This window comes from Pollutimonas subterranea (genome assembly GCF_002849655.1).
Classification (GTDB): domain Bacteria; phylum Pseudomonadota; class Gammaproteobacteria; order Burkholderiales; family Burkholderiaceae_B; genus Pollutimonas; species Pollutimonas subterranea.
On the sequence record NZ_PDNW01000015.1, the window covers coordinates 73,271 to 99,423 of the forward strand.

A 26,153-nucleotide genomic window follows, 5' to 3' on the forward strand; every position below is an offset into this window, starting at 1 on the left:
ACTTCATCAGCAAGACCCCATGGGCCGCTGCGAATAAGACTATTCTTATTTACTTAACTTTCGCCCGCCATATTCAGCAAGGCCTATCCCCATCAGGATCATCGTCAGGGCAGCCGCGTGATAAACGTGAAATACCTCTCCGAGTATAGTGACTGCCAGCAATGCACCCCAGACGGGCAGCAGGTTGATGAACAAGCCGGCACGATTGGCCCCGATCAGCTCCACAGCCCGGATGTAGAAAACCTGCCCCAAAAAAGTCGGAAATATGACGATGTAAATAATCGCGGACCAACCGTGCATATCCGGGAATAGGGTCGCCCCTTGCGCCATTTCAACCATCAGCAAAGGCACGGACGCCAACGTTGCCCCCAAACAGAAAATGAACATCAAACTGGTCCAGTGCACCTGGGGCTTGCTACGTAGTGCAGCCGTGTAGACGCCATAGGAGATGATCGCGACAAGCATCAGCGCATCGCCAACATTGATATTCAGAGCAATCAAATCAGCGAAGTCACCCCGTACTGCGATGACGATCACCCCTACAAACGAAATCAAAAACCCTATCGCCTGCTCCACGCCGATGCGGCTGGCAAACATAATGAAGCTGGCACAAAATACGAACAGCGGCATGCCTCCCTGCAAAATGCTGGTATTGATTGCGGTGGTATGGATCAATGCGTAATAGAGCGCGACGCTGAAACCTGTGAACCCCATCGCCCCCAGCAACAGCAAATAGACCAGCCGTGACCGGATCACCGGCCAATCTGCAGCGATCTGGTGTCTCTTGAAGAAATACAGTGCCACCATCACACTTGCCCAGCGAATAGTGACGAGGACCATCGGCGAGACATGGCCAACCGCCAATTTGCCCGCGATTGAATTACCCGCCCAGAACAGGGTGGTCAATGCCAGGAGAGCATACGCTTTATAAATCACAGCAGCCGCTCAGTCATAGACGCACAATAGACAAATAGACAGTGGATAGTAGGTAGTAGGTAGTAGGTAGTAGGTAGTAGGCGGACAACACCGACAGCCCTTATTTTCACTCTTCATCGGCTTCGTCGTCCAATATCCACATCTTCAAGGCGCCGGTGGCCGCTGCGGGCCAGGCGAAATTTGAGCGCGCCCTGCGGTCGGCCTGGATCGGGGATACAAGCCCGCGCTGTCCGAGCGGGACGCTTACGGACAGCCAGTGGCTGTCCGTTCCGCGAGTTCGCGGGCGCCCCGATCCGGGCTGACCGCAGGGTCTGCCCCGGCGAAGCACGGGGCCGCAGCGATATTGAGCAGGGTCCGCAGCGGCCACCGGCGCCGCTTAAGAAAGAAGATGGCAGCTCCAACATGCGAGTCGCCACAGCATCCCAAATCAGTAGCGGGTCAATCCCCGTCGAACGAGCAAACCGTATAAATATCCAGCCCCGTTTCCTTCAGCGCCTTCGACCCGCCCAAATAAGGCAAATCGATAATCGCCGCCGCCTCCACCACATTCGCCCCAAGACGCTGCAGCAGCTTCGACGCCGCCACCATCGTCCCGCCCGTCGCGATCAAATCATCAATCAGCAACACCCGCTGGCCCGGACGCACCGAATCCGTATGCATCTCCACCGTTGCATTCCCATACTCCAGCGAATACTCCTCCGCCACCGTATCGAACGGCAACTTCCCCTTCTTGCGCACCGGCACGAAACCCAGGTTCAGCTCATACGCCAGCACGGCACCCAGAATAAAGCCCCGCGCATCCACACCCGCGACCAGGTCCAGACGCTGCCGCATATACCGGTACACGAACAAATCGATAAGCACCCGGAACGAACGCGGGTCTTGAAGCACAGGCGTGATATCGCGAAAGGTAATGCCGGGCTTGGGCCAATTGGGAACGCTACGAATCGCGTTGCGAACGTAGTCGGCAGGATCAATATGCATGTGTTTCGCCAAAACTGAAAATAGCTGAAAAGAAGACAGCCCCTATTTTCGCATGTGCACTGCCATGCTCGGGCCAGCCATAACTATACGCGGCTATACGCGGGCCATCGCACCGGCGGCTTTCACAATCCACGCTTTTACAAATAAACCACACAAGCAATGATGAAATCGGCCGCACCTTCGCCATCATTGCCCGTCCACAGCCATGGATGTACGTTTAAAATCATCGCATGGACAAAACACCCACCTCCGCACCAGCCGCCCCGGCAGGCGAAACACTGGCCTCCGCGCACCGCACCTTCGCCATCGAGATCGCCGCGCTGCAGGCCTTGGACGCCTCCCTTGACGACACATTCCGCCAGGCCGTCGCAATGCTGCTCGACTGCCAGGGCCGCGTCGTCGTCACCGGCATAGGAAAATCCGGCCATATCGCCCGGAAAATCGCCGCAACCCTGGCGTCCACCGGCACGCCGGCTTTTTTCATGCACGGCGCCGAAGCGGTCCATGGCGACCTGGGCATGCTGACCCGCCAGGACATCGTCCTTGCCATTTCCTATTCCGGCACCGGCCAGGAGCTCCTCACGGTCCTCTCGGTCGCCAAGCGCATGGGTGCGCCCCTTATCTCGATCACGGGCTATCCCGAGTCCGAACTGGCGCGCAGCGCCGACCTGCACCTTAACGCCCACGTCGAGCAAGAGGCCTGCCCCTTGAACCTGGCGCCCACCGCCAGCACCACGGCCGCCCTGGTGCTGGGCGATGCGCTGGCCGTAGCGTGCCTCGAGGCGCGCGGGTTCAGCCGCGAAGACTTTGCCCGCTCGCACCCGGGCGGAGCACTGGGACGGCGCCTGCTTACCTTCGTGCGCGATGTCATGCGTCAAGGCAGCGCGCTACCGATCGTTCCGGCCCATGCCAAGGTACCCGATGCACTGGTCGAAATGTCGGCCAAGGGCATGGGCATGACTATTGTCGTCGACGACAAGCAGGCACCGGTGGGCATCTTCACCGATGGCGACCTGCGCCGCCTCATTGCCCGCCACGGCGACATCCGCCTGCTTACCGTGGCCGACGGCATGACCCGCAATCCGAAAAGTGTGCCGCCCGGGGCTCTGGCCATCGAGGCGGCCACGCTGATGGATGCCGGCCGGCTGAACCAGATGCTCGTGCTCGACGATACCGGGCTATTATTAGGAGCTTTACACATGCATGACCTGCTCGCTGCCAAGGTCATCTAGAACCTGCGTGCCCAAATGAACTTTCCCACCATTTCACATCCCGCCGAAGCTCTCGTCCTGGCCAAGATCGCGCCCGCAGTACTCGAGCGCGCGCGCCAGGTCCGCGTCATGGCCTTCGACGTCGACGGCGTACTGACCGACGGCTGCCTCTGGTATGGCGAGCACGGCGAGCTCATGAAGCGTTTCAATGCCCTCGATGGCCATGGTTTGCGCCTCATGCGGGAAAGCGGCATCACCGTCGCCCTGATCACAGGCCGCGAAGGCCCTATCCTGGCGCGCCGCGCCGCCGAACTGGGCATTGCGCTGGTCCAGCAGGGCATACGCGACAAATCGCAGGCGGTCGTGGCGCTTGCCCGGGACCAGGGATGCTTGCTCAGCGAAGTCGGCTATATGGGCGACGACATCATCGACCTGCCGGCGCTGCAGCGCGTGGGCTTTGCCGCCAGCGTACCCAATGCGCCCGCTTATGTCTCGCAGGTGGCGCACTGGGTGTCGACCAAGCCGGGCGGATCGGGCGCCGTGCGCGAATGCTGCGATCTCATCCTGGCGGCACAAGGCCGCCTCGGCGCCTTTTTCTCGCCCACAGCCATGCTGATGAGCGGCGCCATCCAATAAGACCATGAAAGAACGCGCCCCCGCCCTTATTGCCGTAGGCTTGCTGATCGCACTGGTGTTTGGCACCTTCTGGGCGGCCGACTACGCGCAACGGGCCATCGCTATCGATCCCCCCCGACGCATCACGCACGAACCCGACTCGTGGGCCAACGATTTCGTCATGATACGCACCGACCCCGCAGGCGTTGCCATCAACCGCCTGGAAGGCACTTTCATGCAGCATTTTCCGGACAATGACTCCTACGAGATCACTAAGGCAAAAGCCATAGGCCAGCAGCCCAATTCTCCGATTACCATAGGAACGTCCGACACGGCGGTCATGGACCAGAATGGCGAGCGTATCGTCATGACGGGCAATGCCCATGTACACCGCATGCCGGGCGAAGGCAGGGCCGCCATGGACGTCACCAGCGACGTGCTTACCATCAGGCCGGATGACAATTTATTATTTACCGATCATCCGGCGCTGGTGGTCAATGGCAACTCGACCATGAACGGCAAAGGCATGCGTTACGATAACAATACCCGTCAGCTGCAAGTGTTTTCGGCGACCGACGTAAAGATCTCCGGCCAAGACTCGCAGCCAGGCTCTTCCACCAAACCTGATACGACAAAATAAAAACCATGAACCTTAAGCGACCTATCTCCCTTGCTGCGTGGCTGTTCGCATCCGCGCTGGTTGGCCTTGCGGGCACAACGCACGCCCAGGCGCCGGCTCAAGCGCCGGCCCAGCAGTCCGCTCCCGCTCCCGCCGCCTCGCCAGGCACCGCGCCAGCCGAAGAACCCGACACTCTGATCCTGTCCGACACCTTGAATTACGACGACATCAAGAAGGAAAGCGTTTTCACGGGCAATGTCATCATGACGCGCGGTCTCATGACCCTGCATTCCGACAAACTCACGATGCGCGAAGATGCCGAAGGCTTCCAGTTCGGCACCGCCACCGTCGAACCAGGCAAGCTTGTATTCATCCGCCAGGAAACCCCCGAGAAATTCGAAGTCCTTGAAGCACGCGGCCTACGCGCCGAGTACGATGGCAAGAAAGAGCAGATCGAAATGATAGGCCAGGCCGTGGTCACCCGCTACATCTGCGGCAAGGCGTTCGACAACGTCAAGGGCGAGCGCGTCATCTACCACCAGACTACCGGCACCTACCAGGCCTACGGCGGCGCAAATTCAGCCGCCGCGGGCGGCAGGGTTCGCTCGATGGCTCGGCCCCAGGCCAAAGCCGACGCCGCCGCCGCCGAATGCCGGGAAAAGTCGGCGCCGCGCAAATAAAACGCCGCTACGCAGCCAGCTTGCGCCCCGGCATTACCTGATATCAAAAAGCACCTGTTTATGTTTCCTTCGAACAAGCCGGCCTCCGGTGGAACCCGCTCTCCCAGCGCCGCTGCGGGCAGCCTGCATGCCACCGGTCTGCGCAAGACCTACGGCAAGCGTACCGTCGTGCACGACGTCTCGCTGTCGGTCGACAGTGGCGAAGTCGTGGGCCTATTGGGCCCGAACGGCGCAGGCAAGACCACCAGCTTCTACATGATTGTGGGCATAGTACCCACCGATGCGGGGCGTATCGAGATCGACGGCAAGGCTATTACCAGCATGCCCATGCACAAGCGGGCGCGCATGGGTTTGTCCTACCTGCCGCAAGATGCGTCGGTGTTCCGCCGCCTTACCGTTGAAGAAAACATCCGCGCCGTACTCGAACTGCAACTGGACGACACCGGCCGGCCGCTCACGTCCGCGCTTATCGGCGAGCACCTGGAATCGCTGATCGACGAATTGCAGATCGGCCATATCCGGCGCAATACCGCCATATCGCTGTCGGGCGGCGAACGACGGCGCGTCGAAATCGCCCGCGCACTGGCTACGCATCCGCGCTTCATCCTTCTTGACGAGCCCTTTGCCGGCGTGGACCCCATCGCCGTCATCGAAATCCAGCGCATTGTCCACTTCCTGAAGGGCCGGAATATCGGCGTGCTGATCACCGATCACAACGTGCGCGAAACCCTGGGTATTTGCGACCGCGCCTATATCATCAGCGAAGGCAAGGTGCTGACCAACGGCCATCCCAGCGAAATTATCGACAACGAGGCCGTGCGCAAGGTTTATCTGGGCAAGAACTTCAAAATGTAGCCGGGTGATTCGCCCCGGCTTGATCTGGCGCACTTGATTTACTCTGCATAATCTATACACTGAAATCATTAACAACGCATTACAAGGAGAACCATCACACCCCTGAACGCGCATACCGCGCACCCCTCATTTCTGCAAGGAGAGCACAATATGAACCTGAGTCTTACTGGCCGTCATCTAGAAGTCACTCCCGCTATCCGCGAGTACGTAATGAACAAAATGGCACGCATCACGCGGCATTTTGATAACGTTATCGACACCCAGGTCATTCTCTCGATCGAGCGTCTCAATCACACCGCCGAAATCACCATGCGCTTACGTGGAAAAGACATCCACTGCGAAGCCGTCGACGAAAACCTCTATGCAGCCATCGACTTGCTCGCCGACAAAATAGATCGGCAGGTCATCAAGTACAAGTCCAAGGTGCAAGACCACGCTCACGAGCCTGTCAAGCGGCAAGAAATTCCTGCCGTGGAATAATCCCATCCAGCTTTACGTGCGCCCCGGCCGGCACAAACCGCGCCCACTCTGACTAGCGCTTCGTAATCCTGGCAAACTGGCCTCAATCGCCTCAAGTGATTGGGGCCTTGGTTATCCTGCTTTGTATGGCGGCACCCAAACCCCATATAATAACCACTATGAACTTAATGTCGCGTATCTTGCCGCTGTCGAATGTTGTGCTTGATTTGGCTGCCACCAGCAAGAAAAGAGCATTCGAACAAGCCGGCCTGCTCTTTGAAAATCAGCACGGAATAGCCCGCACGGCAGTTTTTCAAAGCCTCATTGCCCGCGAACGGCTCGGCTCCACAGCGCTCGGCCATCACGTGGCGGTTCCGCACGGACGCATCAAGGACCTCAAGGAGCCTTGTGCCGCCTTCATCCGGCTGGCTGATCCGGTGCGCTTTGACACCACCGACGGGCGCCTGGCCAGCCTGCTGTTCATTCTGCTGGTTCCCGAAACGGCCACACAGACGCACCTGGAGCTGCTGGCCGAGATTGCCAAGCTCATGTCCGACCCCAAGCTGCGGCAAACCCTGTCCACCGAAACCGACCCGGCCGCCGTCCACAGGCTTCTCACCTCCTCGCCCGCCTAAGGCCATCCGCATGCTGACCATACATGAACTCGTCAGTGACAACGCGGACAAGATCCCGTTCACCTGGATCGCCGGCGCCAATTCGGCCAACCGGCTTATTCCAGACGTAGGCATGTCGGGCGCCGACCTGGTGGGTCACCTGAACCTGATCCACCCGGCACGCATACAGGTGTTCGGCGCGGAAGAGCTCTCTTACTACACACGCTTCGAGATCAGGCGTCGCGTCCATCACCTTGAAGACCTCGTAACGGGGGGGGTGCCGGCCATACTCATTGCCGACGGAATGGCCCCGCCCGACGACCTGCGCGACTTCTGCAACCAGCAGAACATCCCCCTGCTGTCGACCTCCATAGAAGCCGCCCAGCTGATCGACCTGCTGCGCATCTACCTGGGCAAGCGGCTGGCGCCAAAAACCACCGTCCATGGCGTGTTCATGGACGTGCTGGGCGTGGGCGTACTCATTACCGGCGAATCCGGACTGGGGAAAAGCGAACTTGCCCTCGAACTGATTTCGCGCGGGCACGGTCTGGTGGCCGACGATGCCGTCGAACTTTCGCGCACCGCACCGAACATGATCGAGGGCCACTGCCCGCCTTTATTGCAGAATCTGCTCGAAGTCCGCGGCCTGGGCCTGCTTGATATACGTACGATTTTCGGCGAGACGTCGGTGCGCCGGAAAATGAAGCTCAAGCTGTTGGTGCATCTTATCCGGTCCACCCCCGACGCCTTCGAACGCCTGCCTGTGCAGGACCAGACCGAAGACGTCCTGGGCATACCGATACGCCGCGTCATGCTGCAAGTGGCAGCCGGGCGAAATCTGGCGGTACTCGTCGAGGCCGCAGTACGCAATACCATCCTTGCCTTGCGCGGCATCGACACCATGGGCGAGTTCATCGAGCGCCAGGCCCTGGCCATCATGGAAAGCAGTCGCCGCGAATAAGGCCGCGCCGGCTGCAACGCGGCTTGTAGCCATTCTTCGAACACCCGGGATGCACGCTCTTGACCGCATCCTTCAACGTGGAAAACCCCCATCGTCATGTTGAACATTGTCCTGATCACAGGAATCTCCGGCTCCGGCAAATCGGTTGCCCTGCGTTTGCTTGAAGATGCGGGTTATACCTGCGTCGATAACCTGCCGGTGCGCTTTCTCCACGAATTCATTGCCAACACGCGCGAAAGCGGCCTGGAGCGTGTCGCTGTATCGATAGACGTGCGTTCGCCCGGCGAAATCAACGAGCTTCCCGACGTCATTACCGGTTTGCGGGCGATGGGCACCGCATTCCGGGTCATTTTCCTGGATGCCAATGACCATACCCTGCAACAGCGTTATTCCGAGTCGCGGCGCCGTCATCCCCTGACCAACCGCCTGCAGGCGGGCGGCAAATCGCCTTCCCTGCAAGAGTGCATCGATACCGAGCGCGAACTGCTGGCGCCCCTGCGCGAGCAGGAACACGTCATCGACACCTCCGACCTCACACCCGGACAGCTGCGCGCCTGGGTACGCGACCTGGTCCAGGCGGACCGGGCGCCTGTCGTGCTGACCTTCGAATCTTTTGCCTACAAACGCGGCGTACCCGGCGATGCCGACCTGGTGTTCGATGTGCGCTGCCTGCCCAACCCCCATTACGACAGCGCCTTGCGCCCGCTGACGGGACGCGACGAACCTGTGGCAAAATGGCTGGGGCAATTCGGCAGCGTTGAAACCATGATCGAAGACATTGCCGGATTTATCCGGCGCTGGCTGCCTCTTTACATGCAAGATACCCGAAGTTACCTAACGGTGGCGGTGGGATGCACCGGCGGCAAGCACCGATCGGTCTACGTTACCGAGCAGCTCGCCCAGCGCTTTGCCGATCACTCGCCGCTTTTGATTAGGCATCGCAACCAGCCGCCACCCGACCTGCCATGACATCACGACGCCTTCCCATCCCGCTTCTTGCCTTATGCATCATCCTCGCCATCCTGGCCGGCTGCTCCACGCCGAAGAAGACCGGCACCAAAGGCAGCACCACGCGCGGCGGCGGCTATTACATGGATGACGGGCCTGGCTCGAACATACCGCCCGGCATCGAAAACATCCCCGATGCAGTTCCACAGATTGAAGTACACGCCCCGGCAAACTTCCGGCCTTATGTCGTGTTCGGCAAGAAATATGTTCCGGTCAGCGACGAAAAACCCTTCCGCGAAGAAGGCACGGCGTCCTGGTACGGACGCAAATTCCACGGCAAGAAAACCGCCAATGGCGAAGTCTACGACATGTACGCAATGTCGGCCGCCCACCCCACGTTGCCCATACCCAGCTATGCCCGCGTGACCCACGCCAATACTGGAAAATCCGTGGTCGTACGCGTCAATGACCGCGGACCGTTCCACAGCAAGCGCATCATCGACGTTTCCTATGTCGCGGCCAGCAAGCTGGGCCTGATAGGCCCCGGCAGCGGCCAGGTCATCGTCGAAGCCATCACCAACGACGACATACGGAATACGCGAGTGGCCAGTACGCCTGCCGCGCCACGAACGGTCCGAGTCAGCGAGTCGCGGCCGGCCGAGACGCGACCGGCACCAGTGAAAATTGCACAAATGACGCAGCCGCTGCCCGACGCGCTCGAGGTACTGCGGCTCAGCGAGGCCCGACCTACCGAAGCCAACCCGGACGCCCTGCATGCTCTGAAGACCGACGACCAGATCGGCCATATCACCCCGGCCGGCACAGGCACCCAGGCCGAGGTGGTGCAGGACCAGCCCAGTCCCGGACAAATCTATCTTCAATTCGGCGCGTTCAGCGCCTCGCACACCGCCAACGGCCTGGCCCAAAAAATTAATCAGCAAATCAGCCAGGTTGAAAGCCGCCCGGCCAAGATCCGAACTGTCAACGAACTGCACAAAGTTCAGATAGGCCCTTATTCCTCACGCACCGAAGCCGTGAATGCGGCCTTTCGCATCCGGGAAGTCACAGGCATACAAGCCACGCTTGCCTTGAGCTAACGGATTTTCGGTGCAAGTGCTTACGGCTTGAGGCGCACGGTGGCTAGTAGGCTGGCCCAAGCTTCGCTCATGCAAAAAGGCGGGTGTGTCGGGGGCTGTGCAGGCGCCTCGCGCACGCCGTTTCGGTCAGTCCCATCGAGGAGGCGAGGCCGCGGCTGTCTGAGCCCGACGGGTGTCGGGCCACTGGCCCGACCGGGCGAGTTCCGCGGGCGCCTCGATGGCACTGACCGAAACGGGCACCCTGGCAACGCCAGGGCGTGACGCGTGAAGCCGAAACAGCCCCCGACTCACCCGCCTTTCTAAAGAACAGATAGCCGCCCCAACGCCTCGGCAATGCAGCCATCCTTATAGCCACCTCGACCAAAAACCCGCTAATCCGTCTTCTGACGCCCCAGCGCCAAGGCATACAACACATCGCGCGGCATTCCCGTGACCTTGGCCGCCACCTTGCTTGCATCGCGCAGCGACATGGTCTCCAGCAAGGCGTCCAGCAACACCAGGGTGGACGGATCGATATCTTCCGTCGCCTTGGCGTCATCCGCTTCGTGCACGATCAGTACGAACTCTCCCTGGCTGCGATGAGCGTCCTCGGCCAGCCAGGCCGCCGCGTCGGCCAACGGCATGGTGACCACCTGCTCGAAGCGCTTGGTCAATTCACGCGCGATCGTCAATTTGCGCATGGGCCCGCAGACCTGCAGCATGTCCTTTACCGCGGCGCCCAACCGGTGCGGCGACTCGAACATCACGATAGGTGCCGGCACGGCACACCAGCGCTGCAGCCACTTCTGGCGTGCGCCGGCCTTGGGCGGCATGAAACCGGCAAAGACATAGGCGGGATTTTCGTCGGACGTAACGCCGCTGGCCATCAACGCCGCAATGACGGCGCTGGCGCCTGGAATGGCAATCACGCCATAACCGGCATCGCGCGCGGCGCGCACGATGCGGGCGCCCGGGTCGCTTACCGCGGGCGCTCCCGCATCGGACACCAGCGCCACCCGTTCACCGTTGGACAAGCGATCGACAATGGCCTGCGCCGCTTCGGCCTCGTTATGCCGATGCGCCGCAATCAGCGGCGTACTGACGCCCCAGGCATCCATCAGCGGCCGGCTTGCGCGTGTGTCCTCCGCCGCGATCACGTCGCAGCGGGCCAGCGTCTGCCAGGCACGCAAGCTCATGTCGCCCAGGTTTCCTATGGGTGTCGCCACGACGTAGAGCGTGGCCGTGGGCCAGTGCTGCGCGTCCACGCGCTCGGTGAGACGTTTCCATGTCGCTGGAGTGTCCAAGAAATCGGGCGTTTCATTCATACTAGGAAACAAAGCCTTTAGAAGGATAAAAAGATGGCCCAGGACCCGAGCCCGTATGACCTGGCGCAGGCGGCGCAGAAGGTAGCGCTTCGGGCGCGACGGCGCGCGCAACAGCGTAAAAGCCGGCAAGCCTTGCTGACGTCGCAAATCGATGCCGAACGCCCGCGGCCGCAGCGTTCGCCCACGCAGAAAGCCGGCTACCAGGGCGAGGAACAGGCCGGGCGCCATCTGCTAGCCAGCGGCCTGATCATAGTAAGCCGAAACCTGCGCGCCAAGACCGGCGAAATCGACCTGGTGGCGCTGGACGGCAACATACTGGTGTTTATCGAGGTCCGCCAAAGGCACTCGCAGCAATACGGTGGCGCGGCCGCCAGTGTAAACCGGGATAAGCAGCGCCGCCTCATCCATACGGCACAGTACTTCCTGCCGCGCCTGACCCAGCGCTATTGCGGCGGCGTTACACCCGCCTGCCGCTTCGACGTCGTCAGCCTGGAGCCCGACGGCCTGGTCTGGATCAAGGGTGCATTTGCCCTATAGCCGCGGCTTGCGGCATGAGTGACACAAGATTACTTCCGTTCACGAATTTTGCATTCGAACATGAGATAATGGCCGCTATGGACATGACCTCTCACATGACGTCGCATTTCAACGACGCTATCGACGCCTTCAAACTGAGTGCGCGCGAACTCGCCGCGCCCTTGTCCGCGTCCGTAGACCTCGTCTTCGGATCGCTGGCCAATAACGGCAAGATCCTGGCTTGCGGCAATGGCGGCTCAGCGGCCGATGCCCAGCACTTTATCGCCGAACTCGTCGGCCGATTCGAACGCGACCGCCTGCCCTTGGGGGGCGTGGCGCTCAATACCGATACCTCCATCATGACCGCGGTCGGCAACGACTACGGGTTCGACGCCATCTTCGAACGCCAGGTCACGGCCCTGGGCCAGCCGGGCGATGTCCTGGTGGCCATCTCCACCAGCGGCAATTCCGCCAACGTCATCCGGGCCATCGACGCTGCACACGACCGCGAAATGCCGGTCATTGCCCTGACCGGCAAAGGCGGCGGAAAAATCGGCGAAATCCTGTTCGACACCGACATCCATCTTTGCGTACCGCACGATCGCACCATGCGCATCCAGGAAGTACACATCGTGCTGCTGCACGCCTTGTGCGACGGGATCGACGCGCTATTACTAGGAGACACGCTTTAATGTCTACATCACGACGCGCTCAACGCCTATGGCTGGCCACGCTTGCTCTCGCGGGCATCACCGCCCTATCGGGCTGCGGATTGCTGGTGGTGGGCGGAACCGCCGCCACCACCGCCACGGTTGCCACCGACCGCCGCACCGCCGGCGAACAGGTCGAGGACCAAGCCATTGAAATGAAAGTCGGCGCAGAAATGCGCAAGCTGTTCCCCGGCGATAACGCTCGCGTCAATGCCACCTCGTACGCGGGCCTTGTGCTGCTGACGGGCGACATCCCCGCGGGGCAAGATAAACAGCAGGCAACCACCGCGGCCAAGCAGGTCGAAAAAGTAAAGAACGTCATCAACGAAATCCGCATAGGTGAAATCACCCCGGTCAGCGTGCGCAGTAATGACACCTGGCTCACCTCCAAGGTGAAAGCCACCCTCATCAACACCAAGGGCGTACCCACGCGTACCATCGTGGTGACCACCGAACGCGGCATTGTTTATCTGCTGGGCAGGGTCACCGCCACAGAAGGACAAATGGCCGGCGTCGCGGCATCCGGGGTTACCGGCGTCAACAAGGTAGTAAAATTGTTCGAGATCGTTCCGGCATCAAGCATTAACGAACCCGTCGCCACGCCGGCGGCCCCCGTGCATAACGGAAACTCCGGCACCATGTCGGCGCAGCCACCCGGTACCGGGGCCAGCGACGGCGTGGAAACCATGCCGGTTCAATAAAATCAGGCTTTACGAATCAACATGAAAAAAGCATTCATAGGCATCGTTGTCGTGCTAGCCCTGGCCGGGGCGGGCATTTGGCAATTCGCGGGCTCGGCCAAAACGGTGCCCGACCTTACGTTCACGTCCCTGACGGGCGAAAAGATCACCACGCAAGACCTTCGCGGCAAGGTGGTGCTGGTCAAGTTCTGGGCCACCAGCTGTGTGACCTGCATTGCACAAATGCCCGACGCCATACAGAACTATGTCGATCTATCGCCCCGGGGCTTCGAGACCATTGCCGTTGCCATGCAATACGACCCGGCCAATTACGTCAAGAATTACGCCGAAACGCGCAAACTGCCCTTTACCGTGGCCATCGACTCGCGAGGCGAGATCGCCAAGGCATTCGGCGATGTAAAACTTACTCCCACCTCCTTCCTGATCGACAAGGAAGGCCATATCATCAAGCGTTATCTTGGCAATTACGATAAAGCCGCTTTTCTGAGCACCGTCAACAAGGCGCTCGGGTAAGTTGGGCAGCCAGCCGGGCCCATATGGCCAGTTTCATATTCAGCACCCGGGCATGCCCAGCATCCCGGGTTTTGCACATCTAACGGGCCACCAAGCCCCAACCTTGAAAAGCGGACATGACCACTACTAGCGATTCCACAAGCCACTCTTCCACTGTCAAGGCAGCCGTATTGTCGGAAGCGCTGCCCTATATACGCCAGTTCCACGGCAAGACCGTCGTCATCAAATACGGCGGCAACGCCATGATCGAAGAATCGCTGCAACGCAGCTTTGCCCACGATGTCGTACTGCTCAAGCTTGTGGGCTTGAACCCGGTAGTCGTGCACGGCGGCGGCCCGCAAATCAATGCAGCGCTCAAGCGCATCGGCAAGGAAGGCACCTTCATCCAGGGCATGCGCGTGACCGACGCCGACACCATGGAAGTGGTCGAATGGGTACTGGGCGGCCAGGTCCAGCAGGATATCGTCATGATGATCAATGAAGCCGGCGGCAAGGCCGTGGGGCTTACCGGCAAGGACGGCTGCCTGATCCAGGCCAAGAAGATGATGATGGACGACAAGGAACACCCGGGCCAGATGCTGGACATCGGTTTCGTCGGCGATATCACCCGTATTGAGCCCGCCGTGGTCAAGGCCCTGCAAGACGACCAGTTCATCCCGGTTATATCGTCCATCGGCTATGGCGACGACGGCACGGCCTACAACATCAACGCCGACGTGGTGGCCGGCAAGATGGCCGAAGTCCTGGGTGCTGAAAAACTCATCATGATGACCAACACGCCCGGCGTGCTGGACAAGAACGGCGAACTGCTGCGCAAGCTGTCGGCCCAGTCGATCGACGAACTCTTCGCAGACGGCACGATCTCGGGCGGCATGCTGCCCAAGATCTCGTCCGCGCTCGAAGCCGCGCGCAATGGCGTGAATGCGGTGCATGTGGTGGACGGGCGCGTCGCCCATTGCCTGCTGCTGGAAATCCTGACCGACCGCGGCGTCGGCACCATGATCAGTTCGCACTAATCGCAATGCGGGCACTCCGGACTGTTGTCGCGTCGCATCGGCCAGCGCGCACGATGCGCGCGACGGACACGGCGGGTTCAGCGCAAACTGTGTGGCTGTTCGACCTGGACAACACACTGCACGACTGCTCCAAGGGCATATTCGGGGCCATCGACAGCGCCATGGCCCAGGCGGTGGCGACCACGCTGAATATCGACATGGACGCGGCCAACGTGCTGCGCAAGACCTACTGGAAGCGCTACGGCGCCACGGTCATCGGCATGGCGCGCCACCATAACGTCGACGCCAACGCCTTCCTTGAATTAAGCCATAACTTCGAAGTTGCGCCGCTGGTGCATTGTGAAACAGGCCTGTCGCGCAAGCTGCAGCTTCTGCGCGGCCGCAAAATACTGCTTACCAACGCACCGTTGAAGTATGCGCGCGAAGTCCTGAAAACACTGGGCATCCTGCATCACTTCGAAGGGCTGTGGGCCATCGACCATATGCGACTGCAAGGGCACATGCGTCCCAAGCCATCGGCGGCCCTCATGCGTCAGGTCCTGGCCCGGCTGCGAGTGCCGGCCAGCCAGGTCGTGCTGGTGGAAGACACGCTGCGCAACCTTAAGACCGCCCGCCAGGTTGGCATGCGCACCGTGCATATCTTTCACCCGGGCACGCCTTTTTCCAGCCTGCACAAAGGCCGTTGCGACTATGTGGACGTGCGCGTCAACTCTGTCGGGAAACTGCTATCGGGCCGGCATCGGATTGGGCATCGGGGTGGCAGCCATTGCTGCGGTCGCCGCTGCGATGGCAGCCATTGCTGCGGTCAGCGCTGCGATGGCCTTCGCTACGGTGGGCACATACCGGGCACGCCGGATCGCGCTTGAAGCGTATGGTGTTCCACTGCATAGTCAATGCGTCCAGGCACAGCATGCGCCCGACCAGCGGCTCGCCGATGCCGGTCAAGACCTTGATGGCTTCGGCGGCCTGCGTACTGCCCACAATGCCCACCAGGGGGGCCAGCACGCCGGTGGTGGCGCAACGCAACTCTTCGACGTCATCGGCCTCGGGAAACAGGCAGTGATAGCAGGGCGCGTCATCGTGCCGCAGATCAAACACGCTGATCTGGCCGGCAAACCGTATGGCCGCACCAGACACCAGGGGCTTGCGCTGCGCCACGCACGCCCGGTTAACGGCATGCCGCGTAGCGAAGTTGTCGCAGCAATCGAGGACCAGGTCCGCGGCCGCCACTTGCTCGGCCAGATCGTGGTCGTCCAGGCGACGCACCAGCGCCTGCACCCGCACCTCGGGATTTAGCGCCGCCAGGGTCTGCTTGCCGGATTCGGCCTTGAACTTGCCGATGCGGTCGCTGGTATGCAGGATTTGCCGTTGCAAGTTGCCCAGGTCGACCTCATCGTCGTCGGCCAGCACGATGTGGCCAACCCCCGATGAAGCCATATAGAAAGCGGCCGGCGAACCCAGGCCGCCCGCCCCCACTATCAGCACCCGGGCCGCCAGCAGGCGTTCCTGCGCTTCGATCCCGAACTCGTCCAGCAGGATATGCCTGGCATAGCGCAGTAGCTGCTGGTCGTCCATTATTGTGCCTTGATCAGGCCGTCCGGTGTGATCCTGTAGCGCTCGAATTGGCCATCATTTGATTTCACTGGGCTTTTTTTTTCAGCGGCTGGGGCGGTCTTGCTGGCCGGCGAAACCAATTTTTCGGGAGTGCCGGACTTGCCGGCCTTGGCCGCTTCATTGGCCTTGTCGGCGTTCAGCGCCAGGGTGGGGTCTGTCTTCTTCACGGGCCGCCCTTCAAGGAAATTGATGGCCTGCTTCAGTTGATAGTCGTCGGCGCCGCCGAACTCGAACATCTTGGGTTCGATCTTGTTTTCTTCGGCCGCGGCCGTGGCAGCCGCTTCCTCGGCCTGCGCGGCGTTGACCAGATGCCTTTGCAGGTCGACTTCGCGCGGCAGGCGGAACAGGTCGCCCTGGGCGGTGTCATCGACTTCGATGTCGGGCTCGACGCCTGTTACCTGGATGGATCGGCCGGACGGCGTGTAGTAGCGTGCGGTAGTCAGCTTGATGCCGGTGTCTTCGCTGAGCGGCAGCACACTTTGCACCGAGCCCTTGCCGAACGTGCGGTTGCCCATGACTTTGGCCCGCTTATGGTCTTGCAAGGCGCCCGCCACGATTTCAGATGCCGACGCCGAGCCGACGTTGACCAGCACCACCATGGGCACCGTCTTGCTCCAGGGAGCGATATTGGCCAGGGAGTCGGAAGGGCCGCCGCTGAGGAATCCGCGCATGTAGTCCGACGGCTTGGCGTAGTATTCGCGATTCGACGATGGCACGCGGCCTTTGGTGGATACGACCATGACGTTGGGCTGCAGGAAAGCCGACGACACGCCGATGGCACTGTCGAGCAGGCCGCCCGGGTCGTTGCGCAGATCGAGCACCAGCGCTTTCGGCGGGGCCTTGGCGCCCAGGGCCGTCAATTGGGTGGCCAGATCGGAAGCGGTGCGTTCCTGGAACTGCGCAATGCGTATGTAGGCGATATTGTCATCCAGCATCTTGCTGCGCACGCTGCGCACCTTGATGAGATCGCGCACGATGGTCACGACCACGGGCTTGTCGCGACCCTGGCGCATGATGGTCAGGATAATGGACGTTTGCGGCTCGCCGCGCATCAGCTTGATGGCGTCGTTCAGCGTCATGCCCTTGGTGGGCTTGCCGTCGATATGGGTGATCAGGTCGCCGCTAAGAATGCCGGCGCGCGCCGCAGGGGTGTCTTCGATAGGCGCGATAACCTTGGGCATGCCGTCTTCGCTGCCGATTTCGATGCCCAGGCCGCCGAAGCCGCCTTGCGTAATGGCTTCCATTTCCTTGAATGCCTCGGCATCCAGGTAAGTGGAATGCGGATCCAGGTCGGCGAACATGCCCTTGATGGCGTCGTTGATGAGCTGCTCGTCGCCCACGGGCTCTACGTAGCTGCTTTTGATGGCCGCAAACACATTGGCGAACTGCTGTAATTCTTTAAGCGGCAAAGGTTCGCCGCGCTGCGCGGCCGCCGTTATGCCCAGGCTTATCAGTACGCCGCCAAGCGCGCCCGCCACCACCAACCCAAAACCGCCAAACCTGCGAGCGCTCATGCACATTCCCGAATTAATTGAACTCAAATTACCCGCCGCCACAACCCTGCGGAGTGCCGGATAAACGTCGTTATCCAAATAGTACCGAATTTACTGACGTAACCAAAGCAGCGGATTCACCGGCGTGCCCTGATGCCGGATTTCAAAGTATAGACCCGAGTCCACCTGCCCGCCCGTCGCGCCCACCGTCGCAATGGTGTCGCCAGTATCGACCACGTCGCCCACGCGCTTCAATAGGCTCTGGTTATGGCCATACACACTAAGGTATTTGGCGCCGTGGTCCACGATGATGATATTGCCGAAACCTCCGAGCCAACTGGCGTACACCACTCGTCCCGGTGCAATGACCCGCACCTTAGTGCCTTCAGGGGAACGCAGCACAATGCCGCGCCACAGCCCGCCGTCGGGCCGGTCGGCGCCGAAACGCCCCAGCACGTCGTTGCTGCGCACCGGATACGGCGCGCCTTTTTTCAAGCCCGCGAAGCCGCCGGGAGGCGCCAGCTGCGGCTGCGCAACACCGGGCGCGGTGCCCTTGATGGACTCGGTGCCCAGGTCTTCCGGAGGCGGCACCGGCTTGGGCGGCGGACGGGCAGCCGCCTCTTCGGCGGCGCGCGCTTCGGCACGGGCCCGTTCAACCTGCAGCCTTGCCCTTTCCGCCTCTTTTTCGTCCTGCAGGCGCCGTGCGCGCTCTTGCGCGGCCGTGGCTTCTTGCTCGGCCTTGCGGGCCGCCGCCCGCGCGCGTTCGAGCTCGCGGCGGCGCTCCAGCGCAGCCTGCCTGGCCTGTTCGGCTTTGCGCGCCTCGTCGGCCTTGCGTTTTTCTTCAGCCAGCCGCGCCTCTTCGGCCTGCTTGGCGATGGCTTTTTCCAGGCCTTCAACCAGGTTGCCCAGGCGCTGGTCGTTGCGCTGCAGGCGCTCAGCCTGGCTGCGCTGTTCCTTCAATGCGCCGCTGATGCGCTCCAGCACTTTTTCACGCTCGGCTTTCTGTTCTTCAAGCGCTTCTTTTTGCTGGACGGTGTCTTGTGCGAGCTTCACGAGCTCTTTCTGGTGGGTTTCCGACCTGCCCTGCAGCACGGCAAGCTCGTCCAGGGCGTGGCGCACGGCCCGCACGGCGTCGGCCTGCGCCTTGGAGATATAGCCCAGGTAGCTGAGGTCGCGCCCGATGGTTTGCGGATCGTCGCCCGACAGCAATGCCGTCCACGGCGACAGGCCGCCGGCATACTGGGCCCGCAACTGGTCGCCTAGTTCTTGCTGACGCGTTCCCAGTTGCTGCTTTTGCTTGGCGATTTGCGCCGCCAGTTTCTTGAGCTCGAGCTCGACGCGATCCCGCCGTTCGGCCAGTTCCGCCAATCGCCTGTTGGTGGACGAAATGGCGGATTCGGATTCCTTCAAGGCATCGGCCGCGTCCTGGCGCGAGGATTCCTGGCTATCGATTTCCTTTTGCAGGGCCTGGATCCGCGCGCGCAATTCGGATTGCTGTTTCCTGGCCTCGGCCTGCTTCTGCGCAAGCGTTGGCTCGGCCGCGCAGGCCATTCCCGCCCACAAGGCCAGTACGACAGAACCGAACACACGCCGCATGCTATTCCTTGGAGGCTTTGCCCTGGTTGGCCACGGCGGCCATTGCCGCCTCGATCTCGGCCGGGTCGCCCAGATAATAGTGGCGTATCGGGCGCAAGTCGTCGTCCAGTTCATACACCAGGGGCTGGCCCGTGGGAATATTCATGTGGACGATGTCTTCGTCTGAAATGCCGTCCAGGTGCTTGATGAGCGCGCGCAGGCTGTTGCCATGCGCGGACACCAGCACCCGGCGGCCCGCGCGGATGGCGGGCGCAATGGATTCATTCCAGAAAGGCAATACGCGCTCGACCGTATCGGCCAGGCATTCCGTGGCCGGCAGCTTGTCGGCGGCAATCTTGGCATAGCGGCGATCGAAACGCGGATGGCGCGGATCGTCGTGGTCCAGGGGATTGGGTGCAATGGCATAGGCGCGGCGCCAGATCAAAACCTGTTCATCGCCGAACTTTTGCGCCGTTTCGGCTTTGTTCAGGCCCTGCAGGGCGCCGTAATGGCGCTCGTTCAGGCGCCAGCTGAGCCCCGTGGGCGTATGCATGGCATCCATGGCGTCCAGGGCGATCCACAAGGTGCGGATGGCGCGTTTCAGGACCGAGCAATACGCCAGGTCGAACTCAAAGCCTTTTTGCTTGAGCAGTTCACCGGCCAGCCACGCCTGTTCGCGCCCGGTGTCCGTCAGGTCGACGTCGGTCCAGCCGGTGAATCGGTTTTCAAGGTTCCACTGGCTTTCGCCGTGTCGCATCAGAACAAGTTTATGCATAAGAAAAGACGCCTAAAAGTTGAAATTCGCTGTCCATTTTATAATCGTCTGATTCTGTCCTTTTTCCAAGGACATATTCGGGATATATCGTGGACTTTTTTCTTGATCAGAACAACCTTATTGTTATATTCGTTGCCATCGCATCGGGCGTCATGCTGATGCTGCCCAACATCCTGAAAGGCGGCGGAAAATCCGTCGGCGTGCAGGAAGCCGTACAGCTGGTGAACCACAAGCAAGGCATTTTCCTGGACGTACGCAGCCCTGACGCCTTCAAGACCGCAAGCATACCGCAGGCGCGCAATTTGCCGGCTGCCGATGTAACGAGCAAGCTGGGCACCTTGCCCAAGAACAAGCCTATCATCGTTGTATGCGACCAGGGCCGGGACTCCGCAAGAATTGCGGGCTCCTTGCGCAAACAAGGCTATGAAGAAACTGTCAGCCTTGCCGGCGGCCTGCAGGCATGGATCAAAGACGGCCTGCCTTTGTCCAAAAAGTCCTGATCGCTTGTTTTTTCATCTTGAGGAACCATCATGGCAACCGTAACAATGTACAGTACCGCCGTATGTCCATACTGCGTCCGTGCCGAAATGCTGCTCAAGCAGCGCGGCGTGACTGAAATCGAAAAGATCCGCATCGACTTGAACCCCGAGCAGCGCGCCATCATGATGGAACGCACGGGCCGTCGCACGGTACCGCAGATCTATATTGGCGACACCCATGTGGGCGGCTACGACGACCTGGCAGCGCTCGATCGCGCCAACGGCCTGATGCCCCTGCTTACTGCCTGACCCCCACGGCATCCATCAACCCACCCCTTTCAGGAAACACTATGGCCGACCAGAACCAAAACAGCCAGGAAAACCAAGATAGCCAGGACCCCAGTTTCAGCCTGCAGCGCACCTACGTCAAAGACTTGTCGCTGGAAATGCCCAATGCACCCCAGATCTTCCTGGAACAGGAAGGTCCGACGGTGGAAGTATCGATCAATGTCGGCGGCCAGCGCCTTGCCGAAACCGTCTACGAAGCCTCTGTAACGGCCACGGTGACCACGCGCATCGGCGACAAGGTCCTGTACCTGGTCGAAGCCACGCAAGCCGGTATTTTCGAAGCGGCCAACATTCCGGCCGACCAGCTCGATCCGCTCATCGGCATTGTGTGCCCCACCATGCTTTATCCTTACCTGCGTGCCAACGTGGCCGACGCCATCACGCGCACGTCGCTGCCGCCGCTGCACCTGGCCGAAGTCAACTTCCAGGGCCTGTACGAACAGCGCGTTGCCCAGCTGGCCGAAGAGCAACAGGGTCAGCAAGGCCAGCAGGACTCCGGCCTGATCCTTCCTCCCGGCATGACCCGTCAGTAATGACCCGTCAGTAAAAGGACACCATGAGCGCTACCACCCAGCGTATTCACGTCGCGGTACTCGGCGCGGGAAGCTGGGGCACAGCGCTCGCGGCACTGGCCTGCTCACAGGCCGACACCCTTATCTGGGCGCGCGACCCGGCGGCCGTGCTCGAACTGAACACGCAGCATCGCAACACCCGTTATCTGCCCGACATCACGTTGCCGCCTACCTTGCGTGCGACGGCCAGCCTCCGGCAAGCCATCGATCACGCATGCGCCGACGGCGTGGATCATGGCGTCATCATCCTGGGTGTACCCGTAGCAGGTCTGCATGAAATCTGTACGCAGATAGCCGCCATGCTGCGCCGACCTTGCGCCACGCGCATCACGCTGGCATGGACCTGCAAGGGCTTTCAGCACGAAACCGGCTTGCTGCCCCACCAGATAGCACAGGACGCCTTGTCCGACTGGCCAGAACTGAACCTGGGTGTGCTGTCCGGCCCCTCCTTCGCCCACGAGGTCGCCCAAGGGCTTCCGGTCGCGCTTACCCTTGCCACCCTGGGCCCACGGCACGAAAGCGCCGCAGGCGCCGTCCTGGCCGCACTGCACGGCACCAACGCCCGCATCTATACCAGCACCGACGTCATCGGCGTGGAGGTCGGCGGCGCCTTGAAGAACATCATGGCCATTGCCTGCGGCATTTCCGACGGGCTGGGCCTGGGCACCAACGCGCGAGCCGCGCTGATTACCCGCGGCCTTGCCGAAATGCAGCGCCTGGGCCTGGCCTTGGGCGGACAGGCAGAGACCTTTGCCGGGCTTGCCGGCCTGGGCGACCTGGTGCTTACCGCCACCGGTGCGCTGTCGCGCAACCGCCAAGTGGGGCTGGCCATCGGCGCAGGCGAGCCCCCGCAGCAAATATTGGCGGGCGGTGTTACCGCAGAGGGGGTGCGCTGCGCGCGCGCCGCCCTGCAGTTGGGTCGCCTGCACAACATAGATTTACCTATTACCGCCGCCGTCTGCGGCGTGCTTTTCGACGGCCTTGCTCCGCGCGAGGCCGTATCCAGCTTGCTCGCGCGCGAAGCCCGCGCCGAAGCGGCCTGACGCCCCCCTCAACAAGGAAACCCCGATGACTGGCTTCTCAACGCTGCGCCGCCACCTGAATTTATCCGTACTGGGCATGGCGACACTGGGCGCATTGCTGCTTGCTCCCGCCGCCGGCGCCGCCGACTGGCCCACCCGGCCCGTACAACTGGTCGTTCCCTTTCCGGCCGGTTCATCGCCCGACACCCTGGCGCGCGCCATTGCAGAGCCGCTGTCCAAAGACCTGGGCCAGCCGGTGGTGGTGGAAAACAAGCCGGGCGCCGGCGGCAATATCGGCACGCGCCACGCCAGCAAGGCCAAGCCTGACGGCTATACCTTGCTGCTGACCATCAACGGACCCATGGTCACCGCGCCCACGCTGTACAAGAACACGCTGGGATACGATCCCCTGACCGATCTCGATCCCATCAGCCTGGTCGGCACCAGCCCCAACGTACTGGTCGTGCCCAACGACTCGCCGGCCAAGACGCTGAAGGAATTCGTGCAACTGGCCAAAGACCAACCAGGCGCCCTGAACTACGGCACCGTAGGCCCCGGAAGCTCTTCGCATCTGGGAATGGCCATGCTGGAACACGAAGCCGGCATCACGCTGCAGCAAATTCCTTATACCGGGTTTCCGCAAATCACCACGTCGATCATTGCCGGCGATATCCAGGCCGGATTCATGGTGCCGGGCGTTGCCATGCCTCAAGTCAATGCCGGCAAGATGCGCGCGCTGGCCATCACCAGCCTGGAGAGCAGCGAACTGCTGCCCGGCGTGCCCACCATGGCCTCACAAGGCTACCCAGGCTTTGAATCGATTTCATGGGACGCCATCTTCGTGCCTGCCGGAACACCGGCCGATATCGTGAAGCGCTTGAACACGTCGATTACCGAAATCCTGGCCTTGCCCGATGTGAAGAAAAAGATGGCATCGTTGTACTTCACCCCCGCTGCGTCCACGCCGGCAGAACTGACCGCGATGATCAAGGCCGAAAAAGTTCGTTGGGACGAAGTGATCAGCCGCCTGAATTTGTCGCTGGACTGATCTGAAGGATGTAAAACGAGGACAAGCCGAGTTCCTGGCCCGTAACCCGTATCGCTGGATGCGTTAGCGGGTAAGGAGCTTCTTGCCGCGTCGAAATAGGGCTGCTATCTACAGAGCAAACACATCGTCCAGCGTTTTGGCATCCAGAATGTTCAGCGACCACGTTTCGAGCTGAGCTGGTGTAGCGGTATTGATACGTTCCCGTAGCGCTGGTGACAAGGGGCCGAATTTGCGAACAAGCTGGCGTTGTAGAAGCATGGTTTCGCCCTGGCGCAGGCCTCTTTTCATGCCTTTCTCGATACCTCTCTCGATACCTTTTTCCAGCCCTTCTTCCATCCCAAGAGCCATGCCTTTTTCCAGGCCACGCTTTTCACTCCGGCGTTCTATGCTGGTAACGAATGCCATTTTATGCTCCTGTTCTATCTTGATCATTGCCTGATCGAAGGCGGGTTCAAGTCCGGCGGGAAGTGTCATCATCCAGTCAACCAGGCGAAATATCTGCAAGAGGTTCTCGCGCCCATATTCGTATTGATACATCAACCGTACGATTCGGGTCTTGGATGCCAGGCGTTGCGTGCCGTTTTGACGGGTTTGCTGGGCCTGCAACTGGGCCATTACCACCACCGCAAACGGGTTGTGTTGCGCCTGGCGTACCAGTTCCTCCCAGCGATCCAGCCATGAGGCCAAGTGTACGACAGGAAAGTAAAACTGGACATGGCAGGCGTTCAAATTGCTCTGGGAATAGAGCAGGTGAGTGTTGCCACCGGTGCTGGCGGTCAGCACGCCCAGACTGATTAAGCTCGTCTGCTGTGGCGTGCCGTCGGGTGCCGCCCGATGTTTCGGATAATGATCGTTGATTCGATAAAAGTACTGAAACATGCGTTGGCCGAAACGCTGCAAAGCCGCTGCACCCATGGTGCCGCCCTGGTCGCACCAGCTTATCGGCATAGCGCCGCCTGGATATCGCGTCGCGGCCAATGGCCTGAAGCTCCTTATCCAGGAAAACGGGCGGGTCAGACCAATCGATCTGCCCGTGCAGCCAAGGCGCGAGTAAGGCCAGGAAGTCGGCAAAGTAAAACGCCAGCGCCTCTTTCCATGGGCTGTCGTAGTCGGCGGGCGGCGTGGCCATGGCGATGATCCTGGTGAATAATCAAGTCACACTCTAGGCCGAACTACTCCGTGTCAATAGGCGTAGTTCGCTCAAATGTCAGGGTCGGAAAATTCGGACTCAAGGGCCATACGACTTTCCATTTCACGCCTTTCACCCAAGCGTTCTAGCCGTCAAATTCATAAGCAGAATTTGAACCGAGCTTTTCCGGCGGATTCGATGATGGCGTGGGCACGATGGGATTAACGAGCAAAATGAGTCACGATTATCGCTGGACTGATCTGATTGACCTAAGGCGGGGCTGGCTCGCCCGCTGGCTACTTCAACGAAGACAGCATTTCCCGCCGCAAAATCGCATTGATGCGCGATTGATAGCCCTTGCCCTGCGATCGCAGCCAAGCTAGCACATCAGAATCGATCCGCACGGTGGTTGACGTTTTGGTAGGCTTGTAAAACTTGCCCTGTTCGGCATTTTTCCAGAATTCTGCCGACAGAGGTGGCATATCGCTGTAGTCGACATCCCCTTCACGGCGCGCCGCCAACGCCGCCAGTTCAGCCTTTTGCTTTGCGCTCAGTGGCGGTAGGTTGGCCAGTTCCACTTCGTGCTTAACGGGTTTCTTGCTCATAACGTCGCCTTTCTTTGCTATCGGCCGCTCTGGCCGAGACAATGCGGATGATATCGATGACCTGGCCGTCCTTGTTTACCTCAGAGACCGTGTGGGCGACCAGAAGCAGAAGATAGCCATCGACAGTCCCGAGCGTCTGCCAGCGTTGCTCGCCGTCCTGAACGCGCTCGGGTCCGGTTAACGCGAACGGATCGGCGAACACTCGCATCGCCATCTCGAAGCTCACGCCATGTTTGCGCCGATTGAATACCGCCTTCGCGGCATCCCATTCAAAGCGCATCAACATACAAAAACGTTACTACGAAATTGTATGCTATGCAATGGCATACTCCTGTACGGTTCGCCCTTGGAATTGTGGCTATCAACGGTGATTTGATGCCATAACATACGCAGAACAGGCCTATAACCATTTGATAGTAAATGGACTTTATTGTCTCGATGCTCTGACGCAATCTTATGAAATGAGGATCTGAACAGACTCGACCCCCGCTCCACTGGCTAGGCCAGCTAGGGTAGTGCTTCATTCTGTTTGAAACTTAAGCGGCAGTTGGGACGAATGACCTTTTGAAAGATATCGCGGGCCTTGGCGGTCCAGATAAATGGCCTGTGATTTCCATTGTGATGGGCGAGATAATCATCAATGGCAGCAGAGCTGCCAGTTTCTGGATAAATTGCAGATCACGCAAGACCTTGAAGGCCTCTACCCTTTTGCGGCTTAAGGCCGTGGGGCAAGCCGCCTTGCACATAGCGTTCG

Annotated in this window: 30 protein-coding genes and 1 pseudogene; 21 read left to right on the forward strand and 10 right to left on the reverse strand. The window is 60.5% G+C overall.

Translation table 11 applies throughout. The features are described from left to right. Nucleotides 1-45: 45 nt before the first annotated feature. Both CR159_RS16105 and CR159_RS16110 read right to left on the reverse strand, forming a co-directional pair. Nucleotides 46-936 carry a DMT family transporter gene (locus tag CR159_RS16105; RefSeq protein WP_233208356.1) on the reverse strand — a complete coding sequence of 297 codons (891 nt, stop codon included), beginning with the start codon at nucleotides 934-936 and terminating at the stop codon, nucleotides 46-48. A 438-nt stretch (nucleotides 937-1,374) separates the two neighbouring features. Further along, a complete protein-coding gene (locus CR159_RS16110) occupies nucleotides 1,375-1,920 on the reverse strand; it encodes an adenine phosphoribosyltransferase (protein WP_102074985.1) in 546 nt (181 codons plus the stop codon). Between the two features lie 230 nt (nucleotides 1,921-2,150). On the opposite strand from CR159_RS16110, the gene CR159_RS16115 reads away from it, so the two are divergent. The 10 genes from CR159_RS16115 to CR159_RS16160 all read left to right on the forward strand — a co-directional run bounded on the left by CR159_RS16115 (nucleotide 2,151) and on the right by CR159_RS16160 (nucleotide 9,979). After that, a complete protein-coding gene (locus CR159_RS16115) occupies nucleotides 2,151-3,152 on the forward strand; it encodes a KpsF/GutQ family sugar-phosphate isomerase (protein WP_102074986.1) in 1,002 nt (333 codons plus the stop codon). A 15-nt stretch (nucleotides 3,153-3,167) separates the two neighbouring features. After that, nucleotides 3,168-3,767, forward strand: coding sequence for a KdsC family phosphatase (locus CR159_RS16120; RefSeq protein WP_102074987.1), 600 nt, complete (start codon nucleotides 3,168-3,170; stop codon nucleotides 3,765-3,767). A gap of 4 nt (nucleotides 3,768-3,771) precedes the next feature. Further along, nucleotides 3,772-4,386, forward strand: a complete 615-nt coding sequence (gene lptC, locus CR159_RS16125; RefSeq protein ID WP_102074988.1) for an LPS export ABC transporter periplasmic protein LptC — start codon at nucleotides 3,772-3,774, stop codon at nucleotides 4,384-4,386. Between the two features lie 5 nt (nucleotides 4,387-4,391). Beyond that, the gene (gene lptA / locus CR159_RS16130) at nucleotides 4,392-5,045 is read left to right on the forward strand and encodes a lipopolysaccharide transport periplasmic protein LptA (protein WP_102074989.1); all 654 of its coding nucleotides are present in this window, start codon (nucleotides 4,392-4,394) and stop codon (nucleotides 5,043-5,045) included. A 60-nt stretch (nucleotides 5,046-5,105) separates the two neighbouring features. Continuing rightward, the gene (gene lptB, locus CR159_RS16135; protein WP_102074990.1) at nucleotides 5,106-5,900 is read left to right on the forward strand and encodes an LPS export ABC transporter ATP-binding protein; all 795 of its coding nucleotides are present in this window, start codon (nucleotides 5,106-5,108) and stop codon (nucleotides 5,898-5,900) included. Nucleotides 5,901-6,050: 150 nt separating this feature from the next. Then, entirely contained in the window at nucleotides 6,051-6,380 is a 330-nt protein-coding gene (hpf, locus tag CR159_RS16140) for a ribosome hibernation-promoting factor, HPF/YfiA family (RefSeq protein WP_102074991.1), read from the forward strand. Nucleotides 6,381-6,538: 158 nt separating this feature from the next. Further along, nucleotides 6,539-6,994, forward strand: a complete 456-nt coding sequence (locus tag CR159_RS16145; RefSeq protein ID WP_102074992.1) for a PTS sugar transporter subunit IIA — start codon at nucleotides 6,539-6,541, stop codon at nucleotides 6,992-6,994. 10 nt (nucleotides 6,995-7,004) lie between these two features. Next, entirely contained in the window at nucleotides 7,005-7,934 is a 930-nt protein-coding gene (hprK, locus tag CR159_RS16150; RefSeq protein ID WP_102074993.1) for an HPr(Ser) kinase/phosphatase, read from the forward strand. A 96-nt stretch (nucleotides 7,935-8,030) separates the two neighbouring features. Then, a complete protein-coding gene (gene rapZ, locus CR159_RS16155) occupies nucleotides 8,031-8,903 on the forward strand; it encodes an RNase adapter RapZ (protein ID WP_102074994.1) in 873 nt (290 codons plus the stop codon). Continuing rightward, on the forward strand, nucleotides 8,900-9,979 hold the full coding sequence (locus tag CR159_RS16160) for a septal ring lytic transglycosylase RlpA family protein (protein WP_102074995.1): 1,080 nt from the start codon (nucleotides 8,900-8,902) through the stop codon (nucleotides 9,977-9,979). Before rapZ ends, CR159_RS16160 begins: the two co-directional genes overlap by 4 nt. A gap of 371 nt (nucleotides 9,980-10,350) precedes the next feature. Here CR159_RS16160 and rsmI read toward each other — a convergent pair whose 3' ends face one another. Further along, a complete protein-coding gene (gene rsmI, locus CR159_RS16165; protein ID WP_102074996.1) occupies nucleotides 10,351-11,283 on the reverse strand; it encodes a 16S rRNA (cytidine(1402)-2'-O)-methyltransferase in 933 nt (310 codons plus the stop codon). A gap of 33 nt (nucleotides 11,284-11,316) precedes the next feature. Between rsmI and CR159_RS16170 the strand changes: the two genes are divergently transcribed. The 6 genes from CR159_RS16170 (at nucleotide 11,317) to CR159_RS21930 (ending at nucleotide 15,605) form a co-directional block, all read left to right on the forward strand. Then, nucleotides 11,317-11,820, forward strand: a complete 504-nt coding sequence (locus CR159_RS16170; protein WP_102074997.1) for a YraN family protein — start codon at nucleotides 11,317-11,319, stop codon at nucleotides 11,818-11,820. 77 nt (nucleotides 11,821-11,897) lie between these two features. Beyond that, entirely contained in the window at nucleotides 11,898-12,491 is a 594-nt protein-coding gene (locus tag CR159_RS16175; RefSeq protein WP_199173340.1) for a phosphoheptose isomerase, read from the forward strand. After that, complete coding sequence (locus CR159_RS16180) at nucleotides 12,491-13,210, forward strand: BON domain-containing protein (protein WP_102074999.1); 720 nt, start codon at nucleotides 12,491-12,493, stop codon at nucleotides 13,208-13,210. Before CR159_RS16175 ends, CR159_RS16180 begins: the two co-directional genes overlap by 1 nt. Before the next feature lie 21 nt (nucleotides 13,211-13,231). Further along, entirely contained in the window at nucleotides 13,232-13,723 is a 492-nt protein-coding gene (locus CR159_RS16185) for a peroxiredoxin family protein (protein WP_102075000.1), read from the forward strand. A gap of 116 nt (nucleotides 13,724-13,839) precedes the next feature. Continuing rightward, nucleotides 13,840-14,739 carry an acetylglutamate kinase gene (gene argB, locus CR159_RS16190; protein ID WP_102075001.1) on the forward strand — a complete coding sequence of 300 codons (900 nt, stop codon included), beginning with the start codon at nucleotides 13,840-13,842 and terminating at the stop codon, nucleotides 14,737-14,739. A gap of 5 nt (nucleotides 14,740-14,744) precedes the next feature. After that, nucleotides 14,745-15,605 carry a pyrimidine 5'-nucleotidase gene (locus tag CR159_RS21930; protein WP_102075002.1) on the forward strand — a complete coding sequence of 287 codons (861 nt, stop codon included), beginning with the start codon at nucleotides 14,745-14,747 and terminating at the stop codon, nucleotides 15,603-15,605. On the opposite strand, the pseudogene CR159_RS16200 reads toward CR159_RS21930, so the two are convergent. The 4 genes and pseudogenes from CR159_RS16200 to gpmA all read right to left on the reverse strand — a co-directional run. Further along, a pseudogene (locus CR159_RS16200) lies at nucleotides 15,568-16,314 on the reverse strand (HesA/MoeB/ThiF family protein); the annotation flags it as partial. The gene CR159_RS21930 and the pseudogene CR159_RS16200 sit on opposite strands and share 38 nt — an antisense overlap. Beyond that, nucleotides 16,314-17,867 carry a S41 family peptidase gene (locus CR159_RS16205; protein WP_102075004.1) on the reverse strand — a complete coding sequence of 518 codons (1,554 nt, stop codon included), beginning with the start codon at nucleotides 17,865-17,867 and terminating at the stop codon, nucleotides 16,314-16,316. The gene CR159_RS16205 and the pseudogene CR159_RS16200, both read right to left, overlap by 1 nt. A 90-nt stretch (nucleotides 17,868-17,957) precedes the next feature. Further along, a complete protein-coding gene (locus CR159_RS16210) occupies nucleotides 17,958-19,442 on the reverse strand; it encodes a murein hydrolase activator EnvC family protein (RefSeq protein WP_102075005.1) in 1,485 nt (494 codons plus the stop codon). A 1-nt stretch (nucleotide 19,443) separates the two neighbouring features. After that, nucleotides 19,444-20,196 carry a 2,3-diphosphoglycerate-dependent phosphoglycerate mutase gene (gene gpmA, locus CR159_RS16215; protein WP_102075006.1) on the reverse strand — a complete coding sequence of 251 codons (753 nt, stop codon included), beginning with the start codon at nucleotides 20,194-20,196 and terminating at the stop codon, nucleotides 19,444-19,446. A gap of 89 nt (nucleotides 20,197-20,285) precedes the next feature. Between gpmA and CR159_RS16220 the strand changes: the two genes are divergently transcribed. From CR159_RS16220 to CR159_RS16240, 5 genes are read left to right on the forward strand one after another with little or no spacing between them, the layout of a single operon-like run. Next, nucleotides 20,286-20,696: a rhodanese-like domain-containing protein gene (locus tag CR159_RS16220; protein ID WP_233208357.1), complete on the forward strand. Its 411-nt coding sequence runs from the start codon at nucleotides 20,286-20,288 to the stop codon at nucleotides 20,694-20,696. A gap of 30 nt (nucleotides 20,697-20,726) precedes the next feature. Continuing rightward, on the forward strand, nucleotides 20,727-20,984 hold the full coding sequence (gene grxC, locus CR159_RS16225) for a glutaredoxin 3 (protein ID WP_102075007.1): 258 nt from the start codon (nucleotides 20,727-20,729) through the stop codon (nucleotides 20,982-20,984). Nucleotides 20,985-21,025: 41 nt separating this feature from the next. Beyond that, nucleotides 21,026-21,556 carry a protein-export chaperone SecB gene (gene secB, locus CR159_RS16230; RefSeq protein ID WP_102075008.1) on the forward strand — a complete coding sequence of 177 codons (531 nt, stop codon included), beginning with the start codon at nucleotides 21,026-21,028 and terminating at the stop codon, nucleotides 21,554-21,556. A 23-nt stretch (nucleotides 21,557-21,579) separates the two neighbouring features. Next, on the forward strand, nucleotides 21,580-22,638 hold the full coding sequence (locus tag CR159_RS16235; protein WP_102075009.1) for an NAD(P)H-dependent glycerol-3-phosphate dehydrogenase: 1,059 nt from the start codon (nucleotides 21,580-21,582) through the stop codon (nucleotides 22,636-22,638). 25 nt (nucleotides 22,639-22,663) lie between these two features. Further along, on the forward strand, nucleotides 22,664-23,665 hold the full coding sequence (locus tag CR159_RS16240; protein ID WP_102075010.1) for a Bug family tripartite tricarboxylate transporter substrate binding protein: 1,002 nt from the start codon (nucleotides 22,664-22,666) through the stop codon (nucleotides 23,663-23,665). Between the two features lie 108 nt (nucleotides 23,666-23,773). Here the strand turns inward: CR159_RS16240 and CR159_RS16245 are convergent, their stop codons facing one another. From CR159_RS16245 to CR159_RS16255, 3 genes are all read right to left on the reverse strand, one after another. After that, nucleotides 23,774-24,613 (reverse strand): DUF4351 domain-containing protein, encoded by an 840-nt coding sequence (locus tag CR159_RS16245; RefSeq protein WP_102075011.1) that lies wholly within the window; start codon nucleotides 24,611-24,613, stop codon nucleotides 23,774-23,776. 477 nt (nucleotides 24,614-25,090) lie between these two features. Next, nucleotides 25,091-25,399, reverse strand: a complete 309-nt coding sequence (locus CR159_RS16250; RefSeq protein WP_102075012.1) for a BrnA antitoxin family protein — start codon at nucleotides 25,397-25,399, stop codon at nucleotides 25,091-25,093. Beyond that, entirely contained in the window at nucleotides 25,380-25,685 is a 306-nt protein-coding gene (locus CR159_RS16255; RefSeq protein ID WP_102075013.1) for a BrnT family toxin, read from the reverse strand. Before CR159_RS16255 ends, CR159_RS16250 begins: the two co-directional genes overlap by 20 nt. Nucleotides 25,686-26,153 lie beyond the last annotated feature (468 nt).

Coding starts and splice junctions, on each gene's coding strand:
- lptA (WP_102074989.1), top strand. CDS start 4,392: ATGAACCTTAAGCGACCTATCTCCCTTGCTGCGTGGCTGTTCGCATCC.
- CR159_RS16185 (WP_102075000.1), top strand. CDS start 13,232: ATGAAAAAAGCATTCATAGGCATCGTTGTCGTGCTAGCCCTGGCCGGG.
- CR159_RS16250 (WP_102075012.1), bottom strand. CDS start 25,399: ATGAGCAAGAAACCCGTTAAGCACGAAGTGGAACTGGCCAACCTACCG.
- CR159_RS16235 (WP_102075009.1), top strand. CDS start 21,580: ATGAGCGCTACCACCCAGCGTATTCACGTCGCGGTACTCGGCGCGGGA.
- CR159_RS16205 (WP_102075004.1), bottom strand. CDS start 17,867: ATGAGCGCTCGCAGGTTTGGCGGTTTTGGGTTGGTGGTGGCGGGCGCG.
- CR159_RS16180 (WP_102074999.1), top strand. CDS start 12,491: ATGTCTACATCACGACGCGCTCAACGCCTATGGCTGGCCACGCTTGCT.
- secB (WP_102075008.1), top strand. CDS start 21,026: ATGGCCGACCAGAACCAAAACAGCCAGGAAAACCAAGATAGCCAGGAC.
- hpf (WP_102074991.1), top strand. CDS start 6,051: ATGAACCTGAGTCTTACTGGCCGTCATCTAGAAGTCACTCCCGCTATC.
- CR159_RS16115 (WP_102074986.1), top strand. CDS start 2,151: ATGGACAAAACACCCACCTCCGCACCAGCCGCCCCGGCAGGCGAAACA.
- CR159_RS21930 (WP_102075002.1), top strand. CDS start 14,745: ATGCGGGCACTCCGGACTGTTGTCGCGTCGCATCGGCCAGCGCGCACG.
- CR159_RS16170 (WP_102074997.1), top strand. CDS start 11,317: ATGGCCCAGGACCCGAGCCCGTATGACCTGGCGCAGGCGGCGCAGAAG.
- lptC (WP_102074988.1), top strand. CDS start 3,772: ATGAAAGAACGCGCCCCCGCCCTTATTGCCGTAGGCTTGCTGATCGCA.
- grxC (WP_102075007.1), top strand. CDS start 20,727: ATGGCAACCGTAACAATGTACAGTACCGCCGTATGTCCATACTGCGTC.
- CR159_RS16160 (WP_102074995.1), top strand. CDS start 8,900: ATGACATCACGACGCCTTCCCATCCCGCTTCTTGCCTTATGCATCATC.
- rsmI (WP_102074996.1), bottom strand. CDS start 11,283: ATGAATGAAACGCCCGATTTCTTGGACACTCCAGCGACATGGAAACGT.
- lptB (WP_102074990.1), top strand. CDS start 5,106: ATGTTTCCTTCGAACAAGCCGGCCTCCGGTGGAACCCGCTCTCCCAGC.
- hprK (WP_102074993.1), top strand. CDS start 7,005: ATGCTGACCATACATGAACTCGTCAGTGACAACGCGGACAAGATCCCG.
- CR159_RS16245 (WP_102075011.1), bottom strand. CDS start 24,613: ATGCCGATAAGCTGGTGCGACCAGGGCGGCACCATGGGTGCAGCGGCT.
- argB (WP_102075001.1), top strand. CDS start 13,840: ATGACCACTACTAGCGATTCCACAAGCCACTCTTCCACTGTCAAGGCA.
- rapZ (WP_102074994.1), top strand. CDS start 8,031: ATGTTGAACATTGTCCTGATCACAGGAATCTCCGGCTCCGGCAAATCG.
- CR159_RS16145 (WP_102074992.1), top strand. CDS start 6,539: ATGAACTTAATGTCGCGTATCTTGCCGCTGTCGAATGTTGTGCTTGAT.
- CR159_RS16110 (WP_102074985.1), bottom strand. CDS start 1,920: ATGCATATTGATCCTGCCGACTACGTTCGCAACGCGATTCGTAGCGTT.
- CR159_RS16210 (WP_102075005.1), bottom strand. CDS start 19,442: ATGCGGCGTGTGTTCGGTTCTGTCGTACTGGCCTTGTGGGCGGGAATG.
- CR159_RS16240 (WP_102075010.1), top strand. CDS start 22,664: ATGACTGGCTTCTCAACGCTGCGCCGCCACCTGAATTTATCCGTACTG.
- gpmA (WP_102075006.1), bottom strand. CDS start 20,196: ATGCATAAACTTGTTCTGATGCGACACGGCGAAAGCCAGTGGAACCTT.
- CR159_RS16255 (WP_102075013.1), bottom strand. CDS start 25,685: ATGTTGATGCGCTTTGAATGGGATGCCGCGAAGGCGGTATTCAATCGG.
- CR159_RS16120 (WP_102074987.1), top strand. CDS start 3,168: ATGAACTTTCCCACCATTTCACATCCCGCCGAAGCTCTCGTCCTGGCC.
- CR159_RS16175 (WP_199173340.1), top strand. CDS start 11,898: ATGGACATGACCTCTCACATGACGTCGCATTTCAACGACGCTATCGAC.